Origin of the sequence: Acinetobacter sp. P1(2025) (assembly GCF_051390655.1) — a bacterium.
Lineage (GTDB): Bacteria > Pseudomonadota > Gammaproteobacteria > Pseudomonadales > Moraxellaceae > Acinetobacter > Acinetobacter junii.
This window is the reverse complement of record NZ_JBPKBJ010000080.1, coordinates 1-14,203: the sequence shown is the minus strand read 5'-3', so window position 1 is coordinate 14,203 and position 14,203 is coordinate 1. Positions and strand designations below refer to the sequence as shown.

Below are 14,203 nucleotides of genomic sequence, written 5' to 3'. Positions count from 1 at the left end.
GAAGAAATTATTTAGACCAATGATCAAAAACTTCATTGATGACTTTATTCTCGATAAAAATCATCTGCTACCACAGAGAGTCTATAAATAATAGTGCGTAAGTCCTATAATAAAGATTATTTATTCAAAAAACCAATAAATACTTTCATAAAAATCGTATTTTCCACAAAAAATTACAAATTAGAGAACAAAAAATAAGCAGAAATTTTCAAGAGCTTAGCCATAAACCCTATTGAAATTATTCTGCTTTTATCTCGTTAGGGACTAACAAAACTTACATATTAGAAAAAACCTATTATCTTATAAACACAAATAAACAAGTTCAAATTTAGAACTGCATAACCATGCAATGTATTTTAGAAATTATTCGGATTCTGCAATTGCTCAACTTCTTTTTCTTTTTCTGGATGATAGATTTCTGTTTTTGTATCTTCAGACTTTTTATTGGTTATTAGCTCAGGGTTATAGATTTTAATGATTTCCTTTCCATCTAGGTCTTCCGTGACCACATACTTAAAACCACGGCGATTCATTTTATGACATAAGCGTTGGTAAGCACCTTTTACACCATTTCTCTCCTCATTGGGATTGTAATAAAATGCATTCATTACTGCGGGTAAACCTAAACCACAAACAACGCCAGATAGCAGAACACTAATGAATGTGTAACCAATTAAAATACTACTATAAGGACTTAAAGCAGGAATGTTTGCTACAGCGAGTATTAATGCCAATGAGATTCCACCACGAACACCACCCCAAGAAAGAATAGTTAAACTACCGTTATAACTTTTGTTTTTAAAAGAAGGAAAAAGCCTGAACGCCGCAAAATTCGCTGCGAATCGAGAGAGGTGCAGAATTAAAAAGGCAAATATTCCGCCGATGATCAAGTTTGCACTTAGATCTAAGATAAAAAGCTCTAAGCCAATTAGAGTAAACAAGAACGAGTTAATAATCCCCTCTACGGTATGCCAAAAATGATTTACCTCCCTGATTTCACGTTGTTCTCGGATCTCCTGCCACTTATTACCAACGATCAAACCGCCAATTACACACGCAATCGGTGCTGAAGCATGTGCAAATAGTGCAACTAAATATGAACCACTTGCTAGTAAAGCAGTTGTAAGAATCAGAGATTCCATCTCATGCTTACCTTTTAGTAGTCGTAAAATCCCAAGTCCAAATGCAAACCCGATAAGCACTGCAACAAGAATTTCATAGATCAGTGTTTCAATCGTACTGATAAGTGAAAAATGCTCACCACGAATAACGTTCAGTAATGTCATGAATAACGCAATACACATCGCATCATTAAATAATGATTCGCCTTCTAGTTTTACAATCAAATGATGCGGTGCTCGAATGGAACTTAAGACCCCTTTAATCCCTATAGGATCTGTTGCACCTAATGCAGCACCTAATAGCAGCAATACAGAAATAGGTACTGGATAACCAACTAACCATTGGAATACATAAAGTAATCCAGCATAAATCATCGCGCAAAGTACTAGCGCAATGGTGGCAAGAATGCTGATCGGTTTCCAATAATTTTGTAGGTCAGAAATTTTGAACTTTAAAGCTGATGATGTAAGAATGAAACAAATCACACCATTAATTAGAAAATCATAAAAGTCGATATCACGTACTGCGGATTCAATATTGTGAATATTGATTTCAACAAATTGGTTCCCGTTTAAAAGACTAGCACCCCATTGTAATAAAAATACAAAGATAGCTGAGACAATCGGCACCCCAATTGCTTGTGGGAAACCGAGTACACGTTTGTTAAAAATTGTGGTTGCAATTGAGAGCGTAAAAACTGCTGTCAAAGCTTGTAAGAGAAAAAAATTACCCATACCACCTCTTTTTTTATCACCTTCAGATTTAGCTCATAAAGTGCTCAGACTCTCGCCCTAATGCGTGCAATATAAATGCATAAGGCATCACTTCATCAGAAGTTCATTTCTTTTTTCTTTGTTTTTCTATACCTCATAGTTTAGCTAGGAAATTACTTCATCAGCTAAACATAGTTACTTTAATCGAGCGAAACGATATATCGGTATAAATTTCGTATGAAAATCAACAATGAATAAAATTCAGACTATTTAAAAGTATTACATTGATTGATATCACCTGTGGTGTATCCCAACTCAAACCATTGCATACGTTGTTCGCTTGTACCATGAGTAAAGCTATCTGGTACAACTTGACCTGTTGCTCTTCTTTGTAAGTAATCATCACCAATTTTTTCAGCAGCATCCATCGCCTCTGCGATATCACCCTGTTCGAGAAATTGTGTTCTTTGTTGATTTTGATTCGCCCAAATACCAGCGAAACAATCTGCTTGAAGTTCTAAGCGAACTGAAAGTTGATTTCCTTCAACTTGGCTGGATTGCGCACGAGCCTGCTGCACTTTTCCTGAGATACCAAGTAGGTTCTGAATATGATGTCCAACCTCATGTGCGATGACATAAGCTTGTGCAAAATCCCCAGCTTGATCTTGACGTGACAATTCTGTTTGATTTTGCTCACCAGAAATACCCATTTGTTGGCGCATATCTTTAAAGAAAGAAGTATCGATATAAACCTTTTGGTCTGCTGGGCAATAAAAGGGACCCATTGCCGATTGCGCAGTACCGCAACCTGACTTCACTACTCCACTAAATAAAACTAGTCGAGGTGGCTTATAAGTCATGCCTAATTGTTGAAAAATTGGCGTCCATGTATCTTCTGTATCAGCTAATACCGTACCCACAAACTCACTTGCTTCTTTTTGTTCTAAAGTCAGATTTTGCGGTGCTTCGGCTGTTGATGTTGTTTCACTGGTGACAGCTTGTGTTGCTTGGTAAGCTTGCTGGGGATCAACACCAAAAAACTTCCAAGCAATAAATGCAACCACTAAACCGATGATACTAATACCACCAGCTTTAACACCGCCACCACCACGACGATCTTCCACATTGGTACTTACACGACGCCCTTTCCAACGCATGACTACCTCTCTTTATTATAATGATGACGGTTTCTTTTTATTTAGATGCTTTTGACCAAACTTTTTGTATTAGCCCGACAACAATTAATACAATAGCACCCGCGATAAATCCAATACCCAAGTTAATTAATGTTGGTGTTAATGCACCAATGATTGAACCAAAACTTGGGATTAACTCCAAATGATCAACAGTTTCTTCCGTAAAATGGTGTAATAAAGGAATCGTGTGTGTAATGATGCCACCACCGACTAAAAACATTGCTACTGTACCAACGACAGACAATGTTTTCATCAGAATCGGAGCAAAAGCCAGTAAACCACGTCCTACTTTATTTTTAAATTCTGAAGCTTGCTGAGTTAAATACAATCCTAAATCATCAATTTTGACAATCATCGCTACAAAACCATAAACACCAATTGTCATGGCAATCGCAATAACACTCAATACAGATACTTTAGTCATAAATGCGGCTGTCGCAACAGTACCCAACGAAATCACAACAATTTCAGCAGATAGAATAAAATCTGTACGTATTGCACCTTTGACTTTTTCTTTTTCAAATTTTGCTAAATCAACCTCTATTGCTTCTAGATCAGCACTTGCTTCTTCGGCAGTTTTTGCTTTTTTGTGATGTAGCATGTGTACTACTTTTTCTACACCTTCATAACAAAGGAATAGACCACCAATCATTAATAATGGATTGATAAGCCAAGGTGCAACTACGCTAATTAACAATGCTAATGGAACAAGAATGAGTTTATTAACAAATGAGCCTTTTGCTACGCTCCACACAACTGGTAATTCTCGGTCAGAGCGAACACCACTCACCTGCTGAGCGTTTAAAGCTAAATCATCACCCAATACGCCAGCTGTTTTTTTAGCTGCCATTTTACTCATTACAGCAACATCATCTAAAATTGTTGCAATATCATCAAGTAAAAGTAATAAACCACTCGCCATTTTTATTTCCTAGTTTGTATTTATCTCGCTATTGTAGATTTACTCAATAAATTCACAACATTATTTTCATAAAAGTTTGTTCAATCGCTGACGAAATTTTTTTATTTCCCGTACAATAAGGTCAATTTTATATTTATGAAATCACTGAAACTTGGAACATATCATGAGTAATGCTGATCAACGTCCAATCATTTTGACTGGCGACCGCCCTACTGGACAACTTCATTTAGGTCATTTTGTCGGTTCATTGCGTTCTCGTGTTGGTTTACAAGACAGTCATCATCAACACTTATTACTTGCTGACGCTCAAGCTTTGACTGATAACGCAGATAATCCTGATAAAGTACGAAATAATATTCTTCAAGTTGCTTTAGATTATCTTGCCGTTGGAATTGATCCAACTAAAACAACGATTTGCGTTCAATCATGTTTACCAGCCCTCAATGAGCTGACCATGCTTTACCTTAACTTCGTTACGGTTGCTCGTTTAGAACGTAATCCAACAATTAAATCTGAAATTCAGATGCGCGGTTTTGAGCGTGATATTCCTGCTGGCTTTTTATGCTATCCAGTTGCTCAAGCAGCGGATATTACGGCATTTAAAGCAACGGTTGTACCTGTAGGTGAAGACCAAATTCCAATGATTGAACAAACCAATGAAATTGTTCGTCGTGTAAATCGTCAAATTGGACATGATCTCCTACCTGAATGCAAAGCATTATTATCGAACATGGGACGTTTACCAGGATTTGATGGTAAGGCAAAAATGTCAAAGTCTTTAGGTAATACTATTGTTTTAAATGCTTCTGATAAAGACATCAAAAAAGCTGTCAATGCGATGTATACAGATCCGAATCACTTGCGTATTGAAGATCCAGGCCAAGTTGAAGGAAATATCGTATTCACTTATTTAGATGCATTTGATCCAAATAAAGAAGAAGTTGAAGAATTAAAAGCACATTATCGTCGTGGTGGTTTAGGTGATGGTACGGTTAAAAAACGTTTAGAAGGTATTCTAAAGGAATTGATTACTCCAATCCGTGAACGTCGTGCTGAACTTGAAAAAGATCCAGACTATATTATGGATATTCTTAAGCATGGTACTGACAAATGTCGAGATATCACGCAACAAACTTTAGATGAAGTAAAAAGTGGATTAGGTTTATTTAAATTCTAATTACAATACTTTTACCATAAAAATAGCCCATTTTTTGGGCTATTTTTATTTAAGCTTTTGATTTAAGTTTATTTTAGGAACTTTAACCCGAACCCAATAACTAACAAATTTTGTCACTTATTAACACTTGATAACACTCGTTAACACGAATACCTATGAACACAGTCAAGTTTTTTATTAGTATAGCCAAGTAGGTTAGATAAAACTAATCTCATGACATTTCTCCTTTCAACCGAAACTGTTTTTACAGATTCGTTGTTCAACGCAATGACAACCCCAATCATTGCGTTTTTTTTTGCTTTAAATATTTAGCTTGGAATTTGATTGAATTTTATGCTCGATACAATTAATCTTATAAATAATTAGTTTTTATAATTTTTTTAAAAAAAATTTTCCAAAAGAAAAAAGAGTATATACAAATGATATGGGATTTATTAATACACCCTTCCAACATTGTTTTTAGCGTTTCTTTATTGCTATGTCTATGTATAGGTGTATTGGAATTGATTTTATTAATGTTTGGGGGAAGCAGCAGCTTCATCGATCAATTTCTTCCCGATAGTTTGACTGACGTTGATCACGCTGATGTTTCTATGGATCATGCAGATAACCTTTTCACTCAGTTTTTAGAATGGCTGTATCTTGGAAAAGTACCTTTACTAGTTTGGTTGATTATTTTCCTAACTGTTTATTCACTCACTGGTTTAATTATTCAAGATGTTTTTTTCAATTTTACTGAACACTATCTATCTGCTTGGATCATTGCAACTGCCTGTCTTTTTCTATGTATGCCACTCGTTCGTGTTGCATCAAAACTCATTTCCAAAATTATTCCTAAAGATGAAACAACTGCAATTCATAGTGATGATCTGATTGGTCGTACTGCCAAAATTATATTGGGTGAGGCAAAGCCTAATTCTCCTGCCCAAGCAAAAGTGAAAGATCAATTTGGACAAATGCACTATGTTTTAGTGGAACCAGAATTAGATGTTGTTTTTACTCAAGGTCAAGATGTGATTTTAACTCAAAGAACCAAAATTGGCTTTCAGGCTATTTCCGCTTAATTTTTTTAATATAAATGATATGAGGGTGTTTTAATGTTCAATTCAGCATTGACTGAAATTTTAATTATTACAGGTGTAATTTTCGCAGCACTGATATTTATCGGTATCGTCATTGCTCGTTTATATACTCGTTCAAGCAAAGAAGTTTCATTCGTAAGAACTGGTTTCGGTGGAGAAAAAGTCATCTTGAATGGAGGTGCGATTGTGCTTCCTGTATTGCATGAAATCATCCCCGTCAACATGAACACACTACGTTTAGAAGTAAAACGTGCAGCTGACCAAGCTTTGATTACACGTGACCGTATGCGTGTAGATGTAATGGCAGAATTCTACGTTCGCGTAAAACCTACAGGTGAATCGATTGCGACTGCAGCGCAAACCTTAGGTCGGAAAACCATGTCTCCACAGGAGTTAAAAGATTTAGTCGAAGGTAAATTTGTCGACTCTTTACGTGCTGTAGCCGCGGAAATGGCAATGGAAGAACTACATGAAAAGCGTGTCGACTTTGTACAAAAAGTTCAACAGGTGGTTTCTGAAGATTTATCTAAAAACGGTTTAGAACTTGAAACCGTTTCATTGACAGGTTTAGATCAAACTGGTTTTGAATATTTCAATCCACAAAATGCTTTTGATGCTGAAGGCTTAACTAAACTTACAGAAACAATCGAAGACCGTCGTAAGAAGCGTAATGATATTGAACAGGATGCTGATTTAGCGATTCGTGCTAAAAATCTTGAAGCAGAGCGTGCGCGCCTTGAGATTTCTCGTGAAGAAGAATATGCAAAACTGCAACAAGAACGCGAAATTTCCATTCGTAAAGCCGAACAACATGCTGAAATTGCTTCTCAAGAAGCAGGTAAAAAACGTGAAGCTGAAGAAGCTCGTATTGCTGCTGAACGTGAAGTTGAACTTAAACGTATCGCTTCTGCTCGTGATGTAGAAAACGAAAATATCCAAAAAGCTCAACTTATTCAAAAAGCACAAGTTGAACAGAAAAAAACTATCGAACTCGCAGAGCAAGATCGTGCAATTGCAATTGCTGAAAAATCACGTGCCGAATCTGAAGCTAAAGCTCAAGCTGACAAAGCCAGAGCTGAGGCTGTAAAAGCTGAAGAAGAAGTCGTCACGGTGCGAGAAACTCAAAGAGCAGAACGTCAAAAAGCTGTCGAGCTTGTAGCAGCTAAACAAACTGCTGAAAAAGAAGCGATTGCGATTACTGTGGCAGCTGATGCAGGTAAAAAAGCTGCAGCAGATGAAGCAGAAGCTGTTCGAATTGCTGCGGAAGCTGAAGCCGAAAAGATACGCTTAAAGGCAAAAGGTGAAGCTGATGCTAAGGTACTTCTCGCACAAGCTCTCGAAAAACAATATCAAGTAGATGCTGAAGGTACACGTGCAGTGAATGAGGCAGCCAATGTTCTTTCTGCAGAGCAAGTAGAGATGCAAGTTCGTTTAGCCTTACTCAAACATTTACCAGATATTATTCGTGAAAGCGTTAAACCAATGGAGAATATTGACGATATCAAGATTCTACAGGTGAATGGTTTAAATGGTTTTGCTGGTGGTACTACATCTGGTGAGACCTCTGAAAATGGTCAAACATCTTTGTCTGATCAGGTTGTGAATAGTGCCCTACGCTACCGTTCTCAAGCACCTTTGATCGATAGCTTAATGAATGAATTAGGTCTACAGGGTGGTGATATTAACGGCCTTACTAATACTTTAAAATCTCAAAATAAGTTAGATTGATAAGAATAGGTCAAAAATAAACGCGGTCTTGACCGCGTTTTTTATTGTTTTTCAGCCAGCTCAAAATTGGTTAATCTTCCTTCCTGATCATAATGCAGGGTGACATTCTTAGCATCTCTTAAGGCATTCATTTGTTCAGTATTTAACTCGAAACTCAGTGCTAATTGATCTACAGAAATATTTTTCGGAAAGGATCTTCTTTCTTTATTATAAAAACGAAACCAATTATAGATCGCCCAAATAATTAAAGTCAGGATAAACAACATGATAGAAATAATTAAATAAAGGATATCAATCGATTGCTCTGGTATATTCATCACGAATAATTGCTCATATACACTGAAGCCTTGGAAAATCCATAATAATACAGTGATTAATGGCATAAAAATCCATATCCAAAGCAACCAGCCTAAAAAAAACAATCCATATCCAGCCGTTTTGTTTTTTACATAACGAGGTTCATCAATGTACTCAGGAATTTCCAATTGTGTAAGGTCATAGACCATTTTAAAGTTTGACATGATCTTGCCCCTCTCTAAATCCACGATCAGGACTTACCCAACGCACACGTTTTGGTTTTTTAAATATGGTTTTTGGCAATGCGATCGCGGTTGTGATGGTCATTAATACCCAGAAAAATAATGGATACCAGATGACCCAAAAATATGTTCGTAAGGTTCGACTATTGTCATATTGGCGGTCGATCATCAAACTCACCAAAAACTGTATTAGACAGGTCATACCTAAAACAATCCCATACCAGTTAGGCAGTACGGTAGTAACCGCCCATTGTTCTGGTAACTCTACAAATAAGCCAATCACATAAAGAAGAATGATAGCAGTCATCACATAAACCCAAATTACGCTAATAATTGCTTCAAAAACGACTGGCCACATGCGTCTTAAACGCCATTTAAATAACTTCGGTACATAAGCAAATAAGACTTCGATACCACCTTGCGCCCAACGTAGGCGTTGTTGCCACAACCCTTTAAAGGTTTCAGGCATGTAGATATAACAAAGTGCTTTTGGTACATACTGTAAGTCCCAATGATCGAACTGGAGCCGCCATGAGACATCAATATCCTCTGTAATCATGTCATCACGCCAATAACCAATTCGATCTAGTGCTGTTTTTCTAAAACCTGCAATCACCCCTGATACCGTAAAAATCCGCCCATAAGTACGTTGTGCGCGTTTAATCAATCCAATGATTGAAGAAAACTCACCCACTTGAATTTTGCCCAACACACTGGAACGGTTAATAATGCGTGGATTACCTGTCACTGCACCAACTCTCGGATAATGTGTTAGATGATTCATCATCCAAAAAACGGCATGAGGATGCAGTAAAGCATCGCCATCAATGCAAATTAGAAACTCATGCTGGCTGACCATCGCACCTGCTCTCAAGGCATATGCTTTGCCCTGATTTTCTGCCAAATGCACCACACGTAGTTTTGGATAGTGCAACGCAAGTTCATCTAAAATCTCTGCGGTTTTATCCGTACTTCCATCATTTATAGCAATCACCTCAAAATCAGGATATTGGCTTTGCATAGCGAACTTGATGGTTTCTCGAATTTGTTCTTCTTCATTAAAACAAGGAATGATAATGCTACAACTTTCTTGACTAGGTTCAGGGAAAACCGTTTGCCGAAATTCACGTTTGAAATAAAACCAAATTCCACCCGCCATCCAAAGCCAAGCCATTAATAAAGGAAATAAAAATGCAAAGCCAAAAAATAAGTCGCTTAAAGAAATATCTGAAAAAAATTCCATAATTAGCGCCCTCCTTGTTTCAACACATAAGGATTGCGATAGCTGAGCGGACTACCATTTAAGCTCAACTCACGATAAAGATATTGATGAATCGTAGCCCCATAAGAAAGCTGATAATTATCTACACCAATTTTTTGAACACCTTGTCGTTTTAATTGCTGATAAATTTGCTGATATTTTTTCCAATCATAAGAAGAAGCTTGATTATTGATCTGCAAACTAATGATCAAATGTTGTTTTTCACGTTCAGTTAAAGTCGATAAAACTTTATCTAGCTCATTTATATTATTTTTTGATTGATTCGAATCTAAAGCGATATACAGAAAATCAGCATGATCAGGAATCAACTGCAGTAACTTTTGTAGCCCATCCCACTGGGCTCCCTTGTAACTAAATTTTAGTGCTGTCTGATAATTTGTACTGACATTGACGTAATAATTTGCTTTCAATTTAGTCTTATTTTTGATCGCCAATACATCATTGATTTTCTTCTGACAAATGTGATCCCAATCTCGTTGACTAATTGCACAGTGTAATGTGTTATCTGTTTCAATCATCAAACCCGTGATGGAACTATTATTTTTGACTAAATCTGCAGTTAACTCTGACAAGTCGTAACCTTGTTGAGTTTCTAAACTCAGAGGAAGTTCTGCATAAACTTTATTTGCAATCCGTGTACGTGCTTGCCAGACCACCCGATTTAATAAGTCCGCTTTCATCGGTAAACTACGATTAGGAAAATAAGCAACATCAATTTTTCCATCATCATTCTGATCTTCAACAACGGTCAGCAATAAATTATTCGACTTAAAAGCTCCAACCTGATCCAATAATTGACCTAATCGCTGTTCAGAATTTCCATTATCTTTTACCAGTTCAGCTAAATTAAAACGCAGAAAACTCTTACGTTGCTTATAAGGTGCATGACGATCCAATACAAAATTTTGCATTTCAGCGTAAATTTGAGCTGGTATTGGATTATCAATGATCAAAGCACGTTGATAAGTCCCAAATAAATCTGCTGTGTTTAACTCACTACCTAGGCTAAATGACAACGGTAAACCCACCATACTCGCCAATTCCTCGGTTTCTTTGGTCACAGCTCCATATGGCCAAAAGATTGCGCGAGTATTAGTACCTAGCTCTTTATCTAAAATTTGCTTAGATTGTTGCAAGTCCTTCAAGACTCGACGTCTAAAGGCTTCATCAGTCTCATAACTTTCAGACTGAGGAAAATATTGCCGAGTAATTGCTGCGAACTCTAGATTTTTTTGAGGGTTTGCGGCAATACCGTAATGTAAATTGTCACTATGAGATCCAAACTCGACCAAGCCAGAAGCTTGCATTTCTCGCATTTGCTGCCATGTCATCAAATTACTTGTACCATATGCCTCAATAGCATCTTTGGTATTGCCGTTAATCCAACTGGTTGGTATTGCAAATACAGCAGGGATTTTATGTAGTTTTAATAATGGAAAAATATGTGTGTATGCACTCGATACACCATCATCAACGGTTAATAACAAAGCTCTCTCAGGAAGAGCTTTTCCTGCATTACGCGCTTGCCAAACATCCTCTAATCGTATCGGTTGCCATTTATTATCTTTAATCCATTGTAAAAATTGCGCAAAATTTTGACTGCTAATCGCATAATAATCACGATCACCTTTTGCTGCGACATCATCACGAACATCATGAAATGTCAGCGTCACAAATTGATTAGCTTTAGAGCTCGTTTGTGCGGATTCGGAAACTGCCTTATCGATAGGTTGTGCAAACAGATTGAATGACATTGCACTTATACACGCCAATAAGCAGAAAGGAGATTTTATATTCATTAGAACCTTCCTTCGAAGCCCAAAATGGCATAGGTTTTGTCTTCGTGCTCACCGTCATAAGGATGAGATCCCCACCCTACGCCATAATTTAGATACCAAACACGTGAAATTCGCCAATCATGGCGATACAAAAAGTTATAAACGGGCTGATGGGCAAAATCTTTTTGCTTAAAAGTACCCAGAGTCAGCTCAAAATGCTGTTTAAAGTCACGCTCATATTCACGCCATGTCAACCAATCATGTTGCAGATTTAACTCGATGCTATGACTAGATACAGGGTTAAAATAATCAACTTGCACAGCTTTATTTCTTCCGTAATATCCAGTAAGAGTCGCTATGCTTGTGTGTTGTGGTGATTGAAAAAATTGCTGACTGAAATATGCCTGATAGGCTTGTCGTAAATTTCCATCATCAATATCTATCGCTTGATATTGAATACCTGCTTTTCGAGACTCATTAGCTTGCCAATTCATCGCGGCTACATAAGATTGCCCTTTATGCTTTTGATCAATCGCTTGTAATGGTATATCAGCATCAGAATCGACTGAGAAGTTGTATGCCCAATGATCATTTAACCAATGTGACCAATCCAATCTAACACCAAGTCGCTCTTGATCCTTTCTTTCGGACAATAGAATATTGGCTGTTTTTCTATTTGAAGACCATTCCAGTCCCAGCCCTACCCGAGCATCGTCTAATTTCTTATTTTTATACCGTGCTTTTCGATATTGATGCTCAAGAAAGATACGATAATAATCATTAAACCAAGGACTATTTAAACGCGTCCAGAAACTCTGTTCGTTTGATCCTCGTAAACTATTTAATAGACGATCATCATTAGACTTATTCCTTGAAAAATAACTATGATGTTCTACACTCCACCGATCGCGATCCTTTAACTCTTTATAACTTAGTTGGACACCTGTATCGTCCGCAGCTGATTGTAAGAGCTTTTTATTTAATTCTCTCCAATATGAAATATTTCCCAGAGCTTGCGCATTATTCATTTGGTTGATTTCCGTCATTTGGCTGACTTCATCCAAACCATTCCATTGTTCTAAACCTTGTTTCGCTGTTAATGGTTTTTGCCTCCAACGTTGAATCAAAGCCAGATTATTTTGATAACCAATATTACGTGGTGCGATTGAAACCAAATTTTCAAAATACTGTTCGGCTTTTTCTAGCTCATTCCGATAAGCAAGATTTAACCCTTTTAAACTTAAATATTGTTCCCAATCTTCATGAGTTGTACGATCTACACCTTTTACTTGGCTATATTGATAACGTCTTAATTGATGTTCCATTTCATCAATCAAGTTATTTGCTTATTCAAATTTTTCTTGTTCTAAATACGCATAATATAAGGCTGAATAAACATCATAATCAGCATAGTTCTTTTCATTAAATAATGACAAATAAACTTGCTCTGCTTGTTCAGGTTGATTGGTAGCTAAATAAGCATCTGCAATTGCATGACGTGTATAAGTTGGCCAAAGATCTAGTGGAATACTAATACTCTGTAAAGTAGTTAATATATCCGTGTAACGCTTACGTTTCGCTAAAGCATAGATGTAATCAGCATAAAAGCTTTTTTGCCAATAAGGATAACCATTTACTATGGGTTTATACGATTCCATTTCAGCAAGCACGCTGTCTAATTCAACATATGCATCTGCATATTTGCTTTCTTGTTGAGCAGTTTTATAAGCAAGTACTGCATTTTTAATTTGAGTGGCGAATTGACTGAGTTTAATTCTGATCACTAAATCAGGATGAGTCTGAAATAAGACAGAACCTTTTACATATTCATCTGTCACCTTATAATTTCCGTTGTCAGTCAGTGCTAATAAATATTCCTCTTGAGAAAATTGAGTTTTTTTCTTATCGAAAGCAGCATTTGCAGCTTGCAATGCTTGGATAGGCATTCCCACTAATCGATAGGTATACGATAACAGCACTAGTTCTTCTGCATTTAATTGCTGCATATCTACTTGTTTTAATATGCTTTGAGCTTCCTGATTTTGCTTTGTTTCAGCAGCTATCGTTGCTAACCATACATTCCACCCCATTTGAGGATTATGAGCTCTAAATCCTGTAATCATCTTTTTAGCCAAAGAATATTGTCTGGCATCTCTTAAGGTTTTAACGACACTGGTCTGCGCATAAATAGGAAATACTTCTATTTGTATATTTTCTATATAGGTAATCAACTCAGTCGCATGAAGCGTATTTCTTCCATACGAAAGTACAAAATAATCCGCAATTAATTTTTGGTCTTTAGGATACAAAACTAATAATTTCTTTAAATCAAGTAACCCATGATCAACCTCTCCTTTCTGGATTAATTGAACAGCATACTCTCTGTGTTGATCAATCGGATTTGAATAAACAGCGCTTCCACAACACAATAAAGCAAAAAGAGATACACAATGCACAGGAATAAATAATTTTATTTTAATCATATTATTCCTCATTATTTAATATTTACTATAAATAATAGTTTAATCAAAAAATAATCACAATAATAAAATCTAGGACTTACGCATTGACGGATTCAAAAAAGTATTAAAATAGTTTATAAAGTATCTGTGATCAGACGAACTAAACATGCTTCTACAGCAACTTGTACATTACCCATTTATA

The 14,203-nt window shown here is 36.6% G+C and carries 11 protein-coding genes; 3 read left to right on the top strand and 8 right to left on the bottom strand.

Annotated features, from left to right (window positions below; all coding sequences use genetic code 11):
- Positions 1-356 precede the first annotated feature (356 nt).
- The 3 genes from ACSC97_RS15445 to ACSC97_RS15435 all read right to left on the bottom strand — a co-directional run bounded on the left by ACSC97_RS15445 (position 357) and on the right by ACSC97_RS15435 (position 3,953).
- Positions 357-1,856, bottom strand: coding sequence for a cation:proton antiporter (locus ACSC97_RS15445; protein ID WP_436661816.1), 1,500 nt, complete (start codon positions 1,854-1,856; stop codon positions 357-359).
- A 245-nt stretch (positions 1,857-2,101) separates the two neighbouring features.
- Positions 2,102-2,992: a KPN_02809 family neutral zinc metallopeptidase gene (gene ypfJ, locus ACSC97_RS15440; protein WP_004950850.1), complete on the bottom strand. Its 891-nt coding sequence runs from the start codon at positions 2,990-2,992 to the stop codon at positions 2,102-2,104.
- Between the two features lie 37 nt (positions 2,993-3,029).
- Entirely contained in the window at positions 3,030-3,953 is a 924-nt protein-coding gene (locus ACSC97_RS15435) for a DUF808 domain-containing protein (RefSeq protein ID WP_004963560.1), read from the bottom strand.
- Between the two features lie 163 nt (positions 3,954-4,116).
- Here ACSC97_RS15435 and trpS point away from each other — a divergent pair, with 163 nt between their 5' ends.
- The 3 genes from trpS (at position 4,117) to ACSC97_RS15420 (ending at position 7,940) form a co-directional block, all read left to right on the top strand.
- Positions 4,117-5,130, top strand: coding sequence for a tryptophan--tRNA ligase (gene trpS, locus ACSC97_RS15430; protein ID WP_004908319.1), 1,014 nt, complete (start codon positions 4,117-4,119; stop codon positions 5,128-5,130).
- A gap of 419 nt (positions 5,131-5,549) precedes the next feature.
- On the top strand, positions 5,550-6,194 hold the full coding sequence (locus ACSC97_RS15425) for a YqiJ family protein (protein ID WP_436661813.1): 645 nt from the start codon (positions 5,550-5,552) through the stop codon (positions 6,192-6,194).
- 33 nt (positions 6,195-6,227) lie between these two features.
- Entirely contained in the window at positions 6,228-7,940 is a 1,713-nt protein-coding gene (locus tag ACSC97_RS15420) for a flotillin family protein (protein WP_436661811.1), read from the top strand.
- Positions 7,941-7,981: 41 nt separating this feature from the next.
- Here the strand turns inward: ACSC97_RS15420 and pgaD are convergent, their stop codons facing one another.
- Genes pgaD through ACSC97_RS15395 form a run of 5 tightly spaced genes read right to left on the bottom strand, consistent with a single transcriptional unit; the run spans position 7,982 to position 14,022 of the window.
- Positions 7,982-8,461: a poly-beta-1,6-N-acetyl-D-glucosamine biosynthesis protein PgaD gene (gene pgaD / locus ACSC97_RS15415; protein ID WP_436661809.1), complete on the bottom strand. Its 480-nt coding sequence runs from the start codon at positions 8,459-8,461 to the stop codon at positions 7,982-7,984.
- A complete protein-coding gene (pgaC, locus tag ACSC97_RS15410; RefSeq protein ID WP_436661807.1) occupies positions 8,448-9,722 on the bottom strand; it encodes a poly-beta-1,6-N-acetyl-D-glucosamine synthase in 1,275 nt (424 codons plus the stop codon). The genes pgaD and pgaC overlap by 14 nt, the downstream gene beginning before the upstream one ends.
- 2 nt (positions 9,723-9,724) lie before the next feature.
- Positions 9,725-11,560 carry a poly-beta-1,6-N-acetyl-D-glucosamine N-deacetylase PgaB gene (pgaB, locus tag ACSC97_RS15405; protein WP_436661805.1) on the bottom strand — a complete coding sequence of 612 codons (1,836 nt, stop codon included), beginning with the start codon at positions 11,558-11,560 and terminating at the stop codon, positions 9,725-9,727.
- A complete protein-coding gene (locus ACSC97_RS15400) occupies positions 11,560-12,864 on the bottom strand; it encodes a hypothetical protein (RefSeq protein WP_436661803.1) in 1,305 nt (434 codons plus the stop codon). Before ACSC97_RS15400 ends, pgaB begins: the two co-directional genes overlap by 1 nt.
- A gap of 21 nt (positions 12,865-12,885) precedes the next feature.
- Positions 12,886-14,022 carry a hypothetical protein gene (locus ACSC97_RS15395; protein WP_436661801.1) on the bottom strand — a complete coding sequence of 379 codons (1,137 nt, stop codon included), beginning with the start codon at positions 14,020-14,022 and terminating at the stop codon, positions 12,886-12,888.
- Between the last annotated feature and the right edge of the window lie 181 nt (positions 14,023-14,203).